The sequence below is a fragment of the Paracoccus haeundaensis genome (genome assembly GCF_006239215.1).
Lineage (GTDB): Bacteria > Pseudomonadota > Alphaproteobacteria > Rhodobacterales > Rhodobacteraceae > Paracoccus > Paracoccus marcusii.
In genome coordinates this window covers 1-13,539 of record NZ_VDDC01000054.1, presented here as the reverse complement: position 1 = coordinate 13,539, position 13,539 = coordinate 1, and the positions used below count along the sequence as shown (strand labels likewise).

13 protein-coding genes are annotated in these 13,539 nt (G+C 61.9%); 5 read left to right on the top strand and 8 right to left on the bottom strand.

Going from position 1 to position 13,539, the window contains the following annotated elements; genetic code table 11:
* Nucleotides 1-441: 441 nt before the first annotated feature.
* The 7 genes from FHD67_RS18855 to FHD67_RS18825 form a co-directional block, all read right to left on the bottom strand.
* Nucleotides 442-1,308, bottom strand: a complete 867-nt coding sequence (locus tag FHD67_RS18855) for a ribokinase (protein ID WP_139599673.1) — start codon at nt 1,306-1,308, stop codon at nt 442-444.
* A 14-nt stretch (nt 1,309-1,322) separates the two neighbouring features.
* Nucleotides 1,323-2,183: a MurR/RpiR family transcriptional regulator gene (locus FHD67_RS18850; RefSeq protein ID WP_176695211.1), complete on the bottom strand. Its 861-nt coding sequence runs from the start codon at nt 2,181-2,183 to the stop codon at nt 1,323-1,325.
* An 11-nt stretch (nt 2,184-2,194) separates the two neighbouring features.
* Nucleotides 2,195-3,154, bottom strand: coding sequence for an ABC transporter permease (locus FHD67_RS18845; protein ID WP_139599671.1), 960 nt, complete (start codon nt 3,152-3,154; stop codon nt 2,195-2,197).
* Nucleotides 3,154-4,689 (bottom strand): sugar ABC transporter ATP-binding protein, encoded by a 1,536-nt coding sequence (locus FHD67_RS18840; RefSeq protein ID WP_139599670.1) that lies wholly within the window; start codon nt 4,687-4,689, stop codon nt 3,154-3,156. The genes FHD67_RS18845 and FHD67_RS18840 overlap by 1 nt, the downstream gene beginning before the upstream one ends.
* Before the next feature lie 109 nt (nt 4,690-4,798).
* The gene (locus FHD67_RS18835; protein WP_246071353.1) at nt 4,799-5,701 is read right to left on the bottom strand and encodes a sugar ABC transporter substrate-binding protein; all 903 of its coding nucleotides are present in this window, start codon (nt 5,699-5,701) and stop codon (nt 4,799-4,801) included.
* Nucleotides 5,702-5,887: 186 nt separating this feature from the next.
* On the bottom strand, nt 5,888-6,865 hold the full coding sequence (locus tag FHD67_RS18830; protein ID WP_139599669.1) for a sugar phosphate isomerase/epimerase family protein: 978 nt from the start codon (nt 6,863-6,865) through the stop codon (nt 5,888-5,890).
* Between the two features lie 147 nt (nt 6,866-7,012).
* Nucleotides 7,013-7,906 carry a LysR family transcriptional regulator gene (locus FHD67_RS18825; RefSeq protein WP_045999790.1) on the bottom strand — a complete coding sequence of 298 codons (894 nt, stop codon included), beginning with the start codon at nt 7,904-7,906 and terminating at the stop codon, nt 7,013-7,015.
* A gap of 111 nt (nt 7,907-8,017) precedes the next feature.
* Between FHD67_RS18825 and FHD67_RS18820 the strand changes: the two genes are divergently transcribed.
* From FHD67_RS18820 to FHD67_RS18800, 5 genes are read left to right on the top strand one after another with little or no spacing between them, the layout of a single operon-like run.
* The gene (locus tag FHD67_RS18820; RefSeq protein WP_045999789.1) at nt 8,018-9,004 is read left to right on the top strand and encodes a hydroxyacid dehydrogenase; all 987 of its coding nucleotides are present in this window, start codon (nt 8,018-8,020) and stop codon (nt 9,002-9,004) included.
* An 11-nt stretch (nt 9,005-9,015) separates the two neighbouring features.
* On the top strand, nt 9,016-9,699 hold the full coding sequence (locus FHD67_RS18815; protein WP_045999788.1) for an RraA family protein: 684 nt from the start codon (nt 9,016-9,018) through the stop codon (nt 9,697-9,699).
* A gap of 31 nt (nt 9,700-9,730) precedes the next feature.
* On the top strand, nt 9,731-10,687 hold the full coding sequence (locus FHD67_RS18810) for a tripartite tricarboxylate transporter substrate binding protein (RefSeq protein WP_139599668.1): 957 nt from the start codon (nt 9,731-9,733) through the stop codon (nt 10,685-10,687).
* The gene (locus tag FHD67_RS18805; RefSeq protein WP_139599667.1) at nt 10,687-11,151 is read left to right on the top strand and encodes a tripartite tricarboxylate transporter TctB family protein; all 465 of its coding nucleotides are present in this window, start codon (nt 10,687-10,689) and stop codon (nt 11,149-11,151) included. Before FHD67_RS18810 ends, FHD67_RS18805 begins: the two co-directional genes overlap by 1 nt.
* Nucleotides 11,152-11,167: 16 nt before the next feature.
* Entirely contained in the window at nt 11,168-12,676 is a 1,509-nt protein-coding gene (locus tag FHD67_RS18800; RefSeq protein WP_139599666.1) for a tripartite tricarboxylate transporter permease, read from the top strand.
* A gap of 287 nt (nt 12,677-12,963) precedes the next feature.
* Here FHD67_RS18800 and FHD67_RS20615 read toward each other — a convergent pair.
* Nucleotides 12,964-13,539, bottom strand: a 576-nt coding sequence (locus FHD67_RS20615) for a calcium-binding protein (protein WP_425467284.1), incomplete at its 5' end; no start/stop codon positions are given.

The following is a 13,539-nucleotide window of genomic DNA, read 5'->3' as shown; positions in this document are numbered from 1 at the left end:
GGGGTCCGCCGATTACTACAATCCCGGTCGGTCGGTGTCCGCCACGTTGCGCCATCGCTGGTGACGCAGGTCCGCCCCTGCGTCCAGGAAGCGATGCGACAGAATGTGCGGCAAGAGGGTCACGCCCCTTGCCGCCGTAGACATGCTTTAAATGCGGAAAGCGGGGATGTGGCCAAGGCAGCCTTTCAAGACGGCGCTCCATCAGCCGCCAGTGTAGCGGCTGCGCAAGTGCCGAATGACCCATTAGCTAGGTTGTCATGAGGCCGAAGGGCGGCATTTCAAACTGTCCTTCAGACCATGCCGCGTACTGTCTCTCCACCGGTGTGGAATATTTACCACCCGAATAAGGGCGCATATCGCATGACCTTGAAACGGTAAGGCCGCAATCGTTCTATCTGCTGAACCTTCTTTCGGCGAGCGATCCGATTAACTCTTCCCGTATCATACTTCCCTGGAGACGTGCTTCGCCGCAGCCAGGTTCGCGCTCTTGACGGCATCGGGCAACGCGTGTCGTCCCACCAATCGGGCAATCATCGTGCCGATGAAGCAGTCCCCAGCCCCATGAGTGCTGATCAACGTCACGCTATGCCCGGGTTCCAAATAAGTGCCATCCATCCCTGCCACGGCGACGCCGTCTCCGCCCGCAGTGACGACCACAACCCGAAAGCGTTCGGACAGAGCCTTTGCAGCGTCCTGCGCGGTATCAAGGCTGGCCACGGCAATGCCACACAGCGCCTCCGCTTCTCCGGCGTTGACTACAAGGATGTCGATGATCTGCACGAGCGTGTCTGACAGAGCGCGCGCAGGTGCGGCATTCAGAACAACCGACAAGCCGCGCGCATGCGCAGCCTGCGCGGCAGCGATGTTGAGGGCCTCGGGGATCTCGTTTTGCAGAACCAAATGTGTCGCGCCCTCCCACAGGCCTTCTTGCTCCAGGCTCGCAGGATCGATTTCCATATTCGTCCCGGAGACGATGACCGCTCCATAGTCGCCCCCCGCGTCCATGATCGCGACACTCATTCCGGACCCTTGGCCGGGCAGGGTTGCCACATGGCTGTCGTCCACACCCGCCGCGCGCAGCCGATCACGCAGAAAAATCCCGAACCCGTCATCACCGACTGCCGATACCATCCGGCACGGAATGCCCGCGGCCACGACGGCGGCGGCCTGATTTCCGCCCTTCCCGCCAAAAACCGGACGCCATGCGGTTCCCGCCACTGTTTCGCCTGCCGCGGGGCGGTGGTGGGCATCGACCACGATGTCGTAATGCAGGCTGCCGACCACGACGGCGCGGGGGTGGGATGACATGAGAGGTGTCCTGTTCAGCGGCGGCGTTTGGTCTCGACCGCGTTGCGGGTGCGGGCCAGTTGCGCCTCGGACCGGTCCAGGTCCCGCTGCGCGACGGCCACGAAAATGGCGTCCATAATGTTCAGCTGTGCTATCCGCGCGGCGGCGTTCTCGCCCAGCAGGGGCGATCCCTGCGCGGTCGAGCACAGCGCGATGTCGGCCAGTTCGGATAGCGGAGAGGTGGAGTAGTTGGTGACAGCGATCACACGCGCGCCCTGGTGTCGGGCGAGCCGCGCAGCCTCAATCACGTTCGACGTGGTGCCGGAGTGGCTGAAGGCCACGGCTACGTCGGCAGGCCCTAAAAGCGACGCCGACATCAGCATCATGTGCGGATCGTCCTGCACGCTTGCGCGCAGCCCGATGCGGAGAAATTTATGTGCCACGTCGCGGGCGATCTGGGCGGAGCCGCCGACGCCATAGAAATCGCGCTGTCCCGCACCGTGCAGCAGGTCGGCCGCGCGGTCGAAGGCCGCCACGTCGATGATGGACATCGTCTCCTCCAGCGCCTGCATGGAGGTCTGGAACACTTTGCGGATGATGTCGGCCGAACTGTCGTCCGGAGAGATCTCGGAATGCAGCGAGGCGACATCCGTTTGGCGATAGATCACCAACGCCTCGCGGAAATCACGAAAACCGGCAAATCCCAGTTTCTTGGCGATCTTGACGACCATGGCGTCCGACACGCCCGCATCGCCCGACACCTGCCGCAGCGCTGTGGTGCGGTCCAGATCGGTGCGGCCTGTCATCCCCTCGACCACGCGGGTCTCCAGCGGGGTGAGATAGGGCATCCGCATCCGGATCTGGGCCCCGATGCTACGCGGGTCGGTGTGGTCCATCAAAGCTCCTGTCATGCGCGGCCGCGGGTAGCCCGGTCGATCAGCATTGCGACGAGGATGATGATACCTGTCGCCAGCAGCTGATAGAAGGCCTGCACGTTCATCAGCGTCAGCCCGTTCCTGAGGCCGCCCAGGATGACCGCCCCCATCAGCGTTCCCACGACTGACCCCTTGCCGCCCATGAGGGACGCGCCGCCGATGGCTGCCGCCGCGATAGCGTCCAGTTCCCACAGGTTGCCCATGGTCGGGTCAGCGGCGCCAAGCCTGCCCGTCAGGATCAGCGCCGCAACCGCCGCCAGACCCCCCGACAGGACATAGACGATGATCTTCGTGCGCGCGACGGGGACGCCGGCAATGCGTGCAGCCTCGGGATTGCCGCCAACGGCCAGGATGTACTCGCCAAGCGGGCTGCGGTTCAGCACCACCCACAGGATGGCCGCAATGATCGCCACGATGATCACCGGAACGGGTACGCCCATGACAAGCCCGTTGATTGCGGACCGGAATTCTGTCGGAATGCCGAAAATCGGGTTGCCCCCGGTGAAGATCAGCGCCAGCGCCCGGTACAGTGAAAGCGCACCAAGCGTCACGATGAAGGGCTGCAATCCGGCGATTGCCACCAGCGCACCGTTGAACAGACCACAGGTCATCCCTGTTGCGATGGCGCCTGCCACGGCCAGGGGGATCGGCACGCCGGCGATCATGAGCGTGGCACCGACGATGGCCGACACGGCGGCGGTGGGCCCGACCGACAGATCGATCCCGCCTGAGATGATGACAAATGTCATTCCCAACGCGATGCAGGCGTTGATCGAGGATTGCTGCAGAATGTTGATCAGGTTCGGCGCCGTCAGAAACACCGGGTTCAGCACCGCAAAGACGGCAAAGATCAGCACGAGGCCGAGGAACGTCCCGGCATCGCGCAGATTGAAGCGGGGAGCCTTACGGGTGGGGATTGCGGTATCGGTCATCACACGGCCTCAAAGGCTTGGGCCACGGGTATCGGGCCTTTTGATTTGGGAATTGCATTTGCCACGATGGCGTCTTCGGATATCTGGTCGGCATTGAGGATGGCGGCGATCGTGCCTTCCCGCATGACCATGACGCGGTCGGACAGCCGGATGATCTCAGGCAGTTCCGAACTGACGACGATGATCGATTTGCCGGACTGTGCCAGCTGCGCGATCAGCTCGTAGATTTCCGATTTCGCACCGATGTCGATGCCGCGTGTGGGTTCGTCAAACAGCAGGATATCCACGTCGGCGGCGAGCCAGCGTCCGATGATGGCCTTTTGCTGATTGCCTCCGGAGAAGGTGCCTATGGCGCGGGTGACGTCGGGCGGGCGCATCCCCATGCGTTTCATCAGCGCTGTCGATTCTTTATGCAGCTTGCCCCGTTGGACAAGCCCGAACCGCGTGAACCGACCCATGCACGGCAGCGCGATGTTGGAAGACACGGGGCGCGCCCGGACGATGCCATCCTTGTTGCGCTCCTCCGGGACCAGACCGATGCCTGCGCGGATTGCCATGCGCGGACTGCGCAGATCGACCGGCTTGCCGTTCAGGGTGACGCTGCCGGTCTTGGCGCGGTCGATCCCCGCGATCAGGCGCAGCAGTTCCGTGCGCCCCGACCCGACCAGACCGGCAAGACCCAGAACCTCTCCCTTGTGCAGGGAAAATCCCGCATCATGGACCAGTCCGCCGTCGGACAGGTTTTGAACCTCCATGACGACTTCGGGGCGGGCATGGCTGACATGGCGGGCATGCAGGATGTCGCGGCCGACCATCTTGGCGATGACTTGATCCTCGGTGATCTGCGAAAGGTCCACGGTGTCGATGAACCGCCCGTCGCGCAGGATCGTGGCGCGGTCGCAGACTTGAAAGACCTCGTTCATCTTGTGGCTGACATAGATGATCGACTTGCCCTGCGCGGCCAGTTGCGCGATCAGCGCTGCCAGCGCGTCGAATTCCGATGGCGTCAGCGACGATGTCGGCTCGTCCATCGCGATGATCTTGGCGTCATCCAGCAAAGCTCGGGCGATCTCGACGATCTGCTGCTGGGCGACCTTCAGGGTGTGGATCGGCGCCCGTGGATCGATGCGTGGATCCAGATCGGCCAGGATGGCACGGGCACGCGCTTCCTGCGTGGCGCGATCGACCAGAAGGCCGCCGGTGCGCGTCAGCGGGCGGCCCAGGAACAGGTTCTGCGCGACGCTCAACTGCGGGATATGCTGCAGTTCCTGATGGATCATCGCGATCCCGGCGGCGCGGGCGTCAGCAGGCCGGGTCAGAGTGATGGGTTGGCCATCGATGACGATCTGTCCTTCGGTCGCCTGCAACACCGAGGACAGGATGTTCAGCATCGTTGATTTGCCGGCTCCGTTCTCGCCCAGCAGGCCATGAACCTCGCCGGGGCGCACGTCAAAGCTGACCTTGTCCAGGGCGCGGATGCCGGGAAACACCTTGCTGACACCGATGAGCGACAGCCGACTGGCGGGATTTGTCATGGCGACACCTATCCGGGAATGGGGGCGGGTGGCGCCGAGGTGGCGCCATCCGAAGTCCGGTCTGCATGAGGGGGAGGGACCCGTGCGGGCCGGGATCAGCAGACCGGCGTCACTCGGCCAGCAGCATCTCGCGCAGCGCTGCGGTATCCTCGACCGAGAATTCCTCGACATTGTCTGCGGTGATCAGCGCCTGCGGGGTGGCAACCACGCGGGGCAGGTCCTGTCCACCGATGAGGCGCAGCACGACCTCCATCGCGACTTCTCCGGTCAGCACCGGAAAGCTGTCTACGGTACCCGTCAGATCGCCCGCCAGGATCGACGCGTAGGCGTCAGAGATACCGTCCGTGCCGAACACCGCCACCTGGTCCTGAAGGCCCGCGGCCTTGACCGCCTCGACTACGCCAAGTGCCATGCCGTCGTTGTTCGCATAGAACCCGATCAGGTCGGGATGCTGCTGCAGGATCGTGGATGCCGCGTCGTAGGCGGTCTCACGGCTCCAGTTCGCAGGAACACTGGCTGCCACTTCGAAATTGCCCGCTTCGGTGATGGTCGCGGTAAAGCCGTCGGTGCGCTGGCCTGCGGCGAACACCCCGGGCTGGCCTTCGATCACGGCGACCTTGCCGCCTTCGGGGGCATTGTCGATGAACCATTGGGCTACACGCACGCCGTTGTCGCGCTGCACGTTGCAGACATAGTGTTCGGCCGAGGGTATCACCGCGTCATTGACGTTGACGACCATGATGCCTTGTGCAGACGCGGCCTCCATCGCGGGCTGCAAGTTGTTGTCGGTCTGCGGGGACACCAGCAGGCCCTTGTTGCCTTGCAGGATCATGCTTTCGGCAATCTGCAACTGTCCCAACTGGTCGCCTTCGGAGGGAGCGGTCTGATAGGCCAGCGTCACGCCCTGCGCGTCGGCGACGTTCTGATAGCCCTCGCCAAGCGAACGCCAGTATTCGTTGGTCAGCGTCTTGGAGACGCCACCAACTTGGGTTCCCTCGGCAGGCTTCGGCATGTCACCGAACTGTTCGGACAGCGCCGATCAATCCATGCGATCCGCTTCGGTGTCGGAGTTCAGCGGCGCCAGATCTTGTGCGAACGCAGCACCGGCAAAGGCCGTCACGGCACTGGCCATCAGAAACGATTTGATCGAGATCATCTTAGGTCTCCTCCCTTTACGATAATCGAAAGAACAGTAAAGTCAGCCCCCGGCCATGATACGCGCGATGGCACGCTGGCTGATCGGGGAATTCTGGGTGGCGATGGCATCGTGCAGTGCATTATCCGCAGACACGCGTTCAGCCATCGTCATAAAGCGCTGGACGGCAGCGATATTGGTGCGGCACTCCTCGACCGGATCGATGCCGGACGCATCCGGGAAGGTGTCGAAGTAGATTACCCCGTCATAGCCGTCACGGCTGATCTGCCACAGCAGCTCCAGCGTGGCTTGCGGATGCACACTGCCGACCATCAGTCCGTCGTCGCGCTTGGCGTAGCCGTCGTTCAGGTGCACGCCCAGAAGCCGCGATTTCCGCGCGATCAGGGTCGCAGCAAAAGCTGGCATCTCATCGGCATAGAGCACGTGCGCGAAATCCAGTGTCACGCCGGTATTGGCGCAGCCCGTTTCGGCAATGGCCAGCAAAGTCGTGGCTGCATCCGGCAGCAGGGCATAGGATCTTGGCTCATTCGCCTTGTACTCGATCGAGATCATGCATTCGGGTGCATGCTCGGCAACCTCACGGATCCCCGACACCTCATCGTCCCACATGCGACCATAATCGCCCTGGAAGCTGTAATCAAAGCCGTCCTGACCAAGCCGCAGGGTCATCAGCGGCGCACCCATCGCCAAAGCGGCATCAATGCCACGTTTGGTGAGGTCCAGCGCTTCTTGCCGCACGGCGCGGTCCGGATTGGTGAACGCGCCGAGCTTGAATGCAGGATTGGTATAGTAGCGCATGGCTAGGCCGTTGACCTGCAACCCCAAGTCGTTGATCCGCCCCAGCACATCGCGGGGGACATCGGCTACATGGTCGGGAAAGTTCAGGTCCACATGTGTAAGGCCCGGCACGCTGGCGGCACGTTGTGCCATCATTTCCAGCCTCGGCTTGCCTGAATGGTTGGGCCAGGCCCGGTCAGCCTGCGCGGCAAAGGAGTTCAGGCGTGTTGCGAATCTGGTCATGTAAAGCCCTCCATCGATTCACCAATTTTCGTTAAGTCGTGAAGTAGCTAAGGAAGTCTCGCTTGCCCTGTTGCCCTACTAACCGCGGCTGCCGGAGAGAGGCGATCGAGATAGAATCTGGCTTTAACGAAGCAAAACTTTATGCCTTTACGCGGGAGAAGTACGATGCACGCCATCGTCGCCGCCCGCCTCGGCAAGATGGGCGTGCAGTTCCGCGATCAAGGTCGCGCGGGGGCCACGGGGACGTTGCAACAGCCCGATCTGGCGAAGGATAGGCGGGTCGCCGAACGGCAGCATGACCACCTCGACCTTGCGATCCCGCACAGCAATTCGGGGCACGACAGATACCCCCAGCCCGTTCTCGACGCAGGCGGTCACAGCGGAAATCGTGTCCATTTCGGCAATATCATAGAGTGACACGTTCATGCGTCCTAGTTCTGCCTCGATCAGCCGTGCCAGCGGCACGTTCGAGCGGAAGCGGATATAGGGATGCGCTGTCAGGATCTCGGCAATAGTGGAGGGCACTGTGCCAGGCGGCGCGATGACGAACAGCGGTTCGCGCAGAAACGGCGACCATTCCAACTCGCGTGAAGATGCGCTGTTTTCAGCAATGATGGCGACATCAAGACGACCGGCCACAACATCCTGCAGCAGCTCCTCTGAAGAGCCGACCCGGATCTTGATCTTGAGACCTGGATGATTCGAAACCAGACGGGCTGCCGCGCGGGGGAGCAGGCCGATAGCGCTGGTGCGCACCGATCCGACGGCAAAAGTGCCGATGATCCGCCGCCCAGAAATGGCGTCGATGGCGTTTTCGGCGGTCCGCAATATCTCGCCTGCTGCTTCCAGAAGCTGCTGGCCAGCCGCCGTCAGTGTGGGAGGTCGATTTTCCCGATTGAACAGAGAGACGCCGACTTCGGATTCAAGGGCTTGGATCTGCTGACTGACGGCCGACGGTGTCAGTGAGACGCGCTCAGCGGCTCGAGCAAAGCTGCCGTGCTCCACAATGGCAACAAGGGTTCGAAGCTGGCGCGTATCCATGGTATGAAGACTTTCTTAACATAAAGAACAGTTTTATCAGCTTTTATTCAGATTGTCAGTTGCTAAAGATCCGATTGAGGAGATGCCGCCCGATGGGGCGGACGGAGGATCATGACACAGACCATTTTGATTACGGGGCCCAGCCTGGCCCCGGCCGCGGCCGACGTCCTGACGGCTGCAGGATACCAACCTGTCTACGTGCCTGCCTATACGACCGGTCACGGGCTGATCGATATCGTGCACGCGGCCAATCCAGTGGGTATTCTCGCCCGAATGGGGCGCGTGGATGAGCCAGTTTTTGCAGCTGCGCCCCGATTGCAGGTCGTGTCCAAGCATGGTGCTGGCGTCGACAACATCGATACTGATGCAGCCGCCCGGCGCGGTATTCCAGTCCTGAATGCGGCAGGCGCCAATGCTGTCTCGGTCGCTGAGCAGACGATTGCCCTTATGTTCGCAGTGGCCAAGAAGGTCATCCCGCTGGATCGCGGCCTTAGAGACGGCCGGTGGGACAAACCTGGCTTTCAGGGACGTGAGTTAGCTGGGTCGGCTCTCGGCCTCGTGGCTTTTGGTGCCATCGCGCGTCAGACCGCCCGCTTTGCCAAGGGGCTCGGTCTGTCGGTCAGCGCATATGATCCCTATACACCCGCCGAAATTTTTGCAGCGGAAGGGGTGGAACAGGTACAGGACCTCGACGTCCTGTTCGCCAATTGCGACATCCTGAGCCTTCACTGCCCCCTGACCGCGTCCACGAAAGACCTGGTCAATGCAGAACGTCTTTCCCGGATGAAACCTGATGCGATCATCATCAACACTGCCCGTGGCGGCCTGATCGATGAGACGGCTTTGGCGAATGCTTTACGCGATGGGCGCATCTTCGGCGCAGGGCTGGATACATTCGCGCAAGAGCCGCCGCCTGCCGATCATCCCTTCTGGTCCGAGCCGCGCCTGGTGCTAAGTCCGCATATCGGCGGCGTGACAACGGCCGCGAACCTTCGGGTCGGTCTTGAGGCCGCCCAAGGTATCGTCGACGTCCTTGCAGGTCGGACGGTATCCGAGACCCGGATCGTGAACCGAGCCAAACTATCGATCAGCGCCTGAGGAGGCATTTAATGACCCTTGGATTTCGCATCCTGCCGCGTGAGCGTGCCGTGTCCGCCGACGTCGTTGCGCGGTTCCTCAAGTTGCCAGTGGCCAATGTCAGCGACAGCATGAGCCGCATGACCGCAGCAGGATCGCGCCTGACACGGATGCACCGTGACGGACAGATGGCGGGCCCCGCGGTGACGGTTAAAGCGCGGCCTGGCGATAACCTGATGCTGCACAAGGCCATCGACATGGCGCAACCGGGCGATGTGATCGTGGTGGATGCTGGTGGCGATCTGACCAATTCGTTGATGGGCGAGCTGATGCTGGCCTACGCCATAAAACGCGGCGTCGCAGGCTTTGTTCTGAACGGCGCGATCCGGGACGCGGACGCCATCCGGCAGGTGAACCTGCCGGTCTTTGCCGCCGGTGTGACCCATCGTGGTCCCTACAAGGACGGTCCGGGAGAGATAAACGTGCCGATCGCGATCGAGGGGATGGTGATCCATGCCGGCGATCTGGTTCTCGGCGACGGTGATGGTGTGTTGGTCGTGCCCTATGACGAGGTCGAGACGGTCTATGCCGCAACGAACGCCAAGCAGGACGCCGAGACACGCCAGATGGCGGCCATCGAGGCGGGCACCAACGACCGGTCCTGGGTTGATGCGGCGTTGAAGAGATTGGGTTGTCAGATCGCAGAAGGCGTTTGACGACCAGAACGAGGACTTAGGGAGGAAACCAATGTCCATCACCAAGACCCTGCCCCTTGCGGCAGCCCTGTTTCCGTCGGCGGCCGGCATGGCCCATGCCGAATGGCCTACCGACCGCCCCATCGAGATGATCGTGGCCTTTGCTCCGGGTGGCGGCACTGATATCATGTTGCGCACGCTCGCGCCCTATCTGGAGACCGAGCTGGAAACCCAGTTTCCTGTCCTGAACCGGCCTGGTGCGGCAGGTGAGATCACCTACACGGCGCTGTCGCAGGCCCGGCCGGACGGTTACACCGTGTCGTCGTTGAACACGCCCGGCTTTCTGACCATGCAGATCAATCGCGAACCCCGTTTCGATCCCGCAGACCTGTGCCCCATCGCGCGCATTGTCGAAGACCCGGGCACCTTCATCGTTCCAGCGGGTTCCGACTATCAGACGCTTGACGATCTGGTCGCCTATGCAAAGGCCAATCCCGGTGCGGTCTCGATTGGAACCACGGGCGTCGGAACGGACGAGCATATGGCTCTGCTGCAGTTGGAGCAGGCTGCTGACATCGATCTGACTGCAGTGCCGTTCGGCGGCGCGAATGAAGCCAAGACCGCATTGCTGGGTGGCCACATCGCCGCCATCGGGCTGAATGTCGGCGAGTATGCGACCGCCGACAAGGATGCCATGCGCGCGCTTGCGCAGTTCGCCGAGGAGCGCTCGGTCCTGGCGCCTGATCTGCCCACTGCGTCCGAGCAGGGATACGACGTGATCATGTCGTCCGAGCGCGGCTTGGCGGCGCATTGCGACGTGCCCCAAGAGATCCGCGACCGGCTGGCCGCGGCTGTTGATGCGGCACTGGCCAACCCTGAGTTCAAGGCCCAGGCAGAAACGCAGTCCCTTCCACTGTCGTTTCAGTCGGGAACGGAATGGCAGGCAGCAATGCCCGCACGGCTTGAACGCTTCCGCGAGATTTTCGCACTGATCGACGAGGAACAGTGATGGCCGCGCCGGGCGGCGCCGGAAAGGGCGCCGATCTGCCAGATGTTCTTACGGCAGGTCTGTTCATCGGCTTCGGCGCGCTCGGCTTGTGGTTGGCGCGTGATCTGGACCAAGGCACGCTGGCGCAGATGGGACCGGGGTTTCTGCCCCGTGCCGTCTGCATCGGGCTGCTGGTTCTGGGTGGCATCACTGGTTTCGCCGCCTTGCGACGCGGGGCGGAGCCCATCGAGGCCATTCGCCTGCGCCCGTTGCTGGTCATCACGCTGGCGATCGTAGGCTTTGCTTATCTTGCCGAATGGTTGGGGTTTGTTCTGGCATCCGGATGGCTGATCATCGTGGGATCTTTGGCCGATCCGGGTGGTCGGTGGCGCACGACCCTGCTGCTGGCGGCGGGTCTCACGCTCTTTGGTGCGCTCGTCTTCATCTATGGCCTGGGTGTCCAGATGCCCTTGTGGCCGGTCTAGGCCGGGGAGAGAGATTATGGAAATCTTGGACCTTCTGATGCTCGGCTTTGGCGAGGCGATGACGCCTGCCAATCTGGGCTTTTGCCTGATCGGGGCGCTGCTGGGCACGCTGATCGGGGTTCTGCCCGGCATCGGGCCCACGGCTACCATCGCGGTGCTGCTGCCGATCACGTTCTTCCTGCCGCCATTGGCGGGGATCATCATGCTGGCCGGCATCTATTACGGTGCGCAGTATGGCGGATCGACCACGGCCATTCTTGTGAACCTGCCCGGCGAAGCATCCGCCGTCGTCACTACCTTGGACGGCTACCAGATGGCACGACAGGGCAGGGCGGGGTCCGCCTTGGCCGTTGCCGCACTCGGGTCATTCTTCGCCGGAACCGTCGCCACTTTCGCGATCGCCATCGCTGGCCCCATGCTGGCCGGGTTCGCTCTCAACTTTGGGCCGGCGGAGTATGTGGCGCTGATGGTATTCGGCCTTCTGGCGGCAACGATCCTGGCCAGCGGCCCGGTCCTGAAGGCTATCGGAATGATCCTTGTCGGCCTGCTGTTGGGCATGGTCGGGACCGATCAGGCCACCGGCGCCGAACGTCTGACCTTCGGATCCCTGCAATTGTTCGACGGGGTAGAGTTCACGGTGATCGCCATCGGCCTGTTCGGTTTTTCCGAAATCATCGCCAATCTGGAACGCACCGGATCAGCCGGAGTTACGGTTTCACCCCTAACCCGACTGTGGCCCACGCGCAAAGATTTCCGCCGGGCCTGGCCTGCGGTGCTTCGCGGCACCGGCATCGGCACCTTTCTTGGCATTCTGCCGGGGGGCGGGGCAACTCTTGCCTCGTTCAGCGCCTATTCGCTGGAGAAAAAGGTCTCCAAAACGCCGGAGAAATTCGGCACCGGCATGGTCGAAGGCGTGGCCTCTCCTGAGGCGGCAAACAATGCCGCAGCACAGTCATCATTCATTCCGCTGCTGACCCTGGGCATCCCGTCCAACAACATGATGGCGATGATGCTGTCGGCCTTCATGATCCACGGGATCACGCCCGGCCCGACCGTGCTAACCACCCAGCCAGAGATCTTCTGGGGTCTGGTGGCGTCGATGTGGATCGGCAATGCCTTGCTTGTGGTCATCAACCTGCCGCTGATCGGGCTTTGGGTCAGGCTCCTGACGGTGCCCTACCGCTTGCTTTATCCCGCGATCCTTCTGTTCTGCTGCGTCGGCGTCTATTCGATGAACAACCGCATCTTCGACGTGCTCTTGGCTGCTGGCTTCGGTCTGTTGGGCTATGCGTTCCGAAAGGCGCGCTGCGAGCCAGGGCCCTTGCTGTTAGGCTTCGTGCTGGGACCGCTGCTGGAGGCGAACCTGCGCCGGACGATGCTGATCACCCAAGGCGAGGCAAGTATCTTCATCGAGCGGCCGATCAGCCTGACCATGTTGGCAGCCACCGTCTTGCTGCTGGCGTTGATGATCGTTCCGAGCTTTCGCAAGAAGCGCGAAGAGGCGTTTCAGGAAGATGAAGCATGAGTAAGAACTGGTCGGGTGGTTTGACCCGGCCACTTCTGATGAAAGATTAAAGTGCAGTTTGATTGTTCAAGATGTTCCGGGGCGCCATCGTAAACGCAACAAGTTTCTTCGCTCAAACGTAATCCTCCTCCGCGCGTAAGGCGCGGAGGAGCCATGGCCGAAAGATAGCAGCAGTCAAAGCGTCCGGGCAATCACCGCGAGATTTCCTGCTGGTCCAGATGCCGTACCACAGGCATATGGATGCGCCGTCGTGGTAAACGAATGTGCGGGACAGGTTCCAAACTACCTCAGATAAAGTCGAAGACCCCGTTCAAGAGAACTGAATCACCACCACCTAAGTTCAGGAGCGTTCCTTCACGGACCTCTGTGGCGCTGTAACTTCTCCCGCCGAGGTCCAGGGCATCCCGGCTGCTCTCGAACCCATAGACGACATCAGCATCGTCGCCTGACCGAAACATCAGGACGTCTCGAGCGCCGTCACCCCTGTTTCCGTCACCGATCCAGATACGGTCATTGCCATTGCCGCCCTGAACCGTGTCACGCCCCATGGATCCGTCCAGCGTATCACGACCGCTGCTGCCCACCAGACGGTCGTGACCCCACCTTGTATTGAAGTTGATGCCGTTTCCCGAACTTGAGATCACAGCGCGTGACGCGTCGATGACGTCGTTGCCTGCATGCGTCCAGCCAAGTTCGAAGTTGTCGAAGCGCAGTGCCGCGGTGCCGCCGATACCGGTGCTCGCATTGCCTGAAAACGCTCCGTCGGACAGGACACGATCAATTGTTACGCTGACACCCTCGATACCTACAGTGTCATTGTTGGAATAGATGTCGCCGCGTTTGATCCAGATGTTGATCAGGTC

Bases quoted from the DNA above. Each gene is read 5' to 3' on its own strand.
- FHD67_RS18850 (WP_176695211.1), bottom strand. From the start codon at position 2,183: ATGGACCACACCGACCCGCGTAGCATCGGGGCCCAGATCCGGATGCGG.
- FHD67_RS18805 (WP_139599667.1), top strand. From the start codon at position 10,687: ATGGCCGCGCCGGGCGGCGCCGGAAAGGGCGCCGATCTGCCAGATGTT.
- FHD67_RS18855 (WP_139599673.1), bottom strand. From the start codon at position 1,308: ATGTCATCCCACCCCCGCGCCGTCGTGGTCGGCAGCCTGCATTACGAC.
- FHD67_RS18800 (WP_139599666.1), top strand. From the start codon at position 11,168: ATGGAAATCTTGGACCTTCTGATGCTCGGCTTTGGCGAGGCGATGACG.
- FHD67_RS18835 (WP_246071353.1), bottom strand. From the start codon at position 5,701: ATGCCGAAGCCTGCCGAGGGAACCCAAGTTGGTGGCGTCTCCAAGACG.
- FHD67_RS18815 (WP_045999788.1), top strand. From the start codon at position 9,016: ATGACCCTTGGATTTCGCATCCTGCCGCGTGAGCGTGCCGTGTCCGCC.
- FHD67_RS18810 (WP_139599668.1), top strand. From the start codon at position 9,731: ATGTCCATCACCAAGACCCTGCCCCTTGCGGCAGCCCTGTTTCCGTCG.
- FHD67_RS18840 (WP_139599670.1), bottom strand. From the start codon at position 4,689: ATGACAAATCCCGCCAGTCGGCTGTCGCTCATCGGTGTCAGCAAGGTG.
- FHD67_RS18820 (WP_045999789.1), top strand. From the start codon at position 8,018: ATGACACAGACCATTTTGATTACGGGGCCCAGCCTGGCCCCGGCCGCG.
- FHD67_RS18830 (WP_139599669.1), bottom strand. From the start codon at position 6,865: ATGACCAGATTCGCAACACGCCTGAACTCCTTTGCCGCGCAGGCTGAC.
- FHD67_RS18825 (WP_045999790.1), bottom strand. From the start codon at position 7,906: ATGGATACGCGCCAGCTTCGAACCCTTGTTGCCATTGTGGAGCACGGC.
- FHD67_RS18845 (WP_139599671.1), bottom strand. From the start codon at position 3,154: ATGACCGATACCGCAATCCCCACCCGTAAGGCTCCCCGCTTCAATCTG.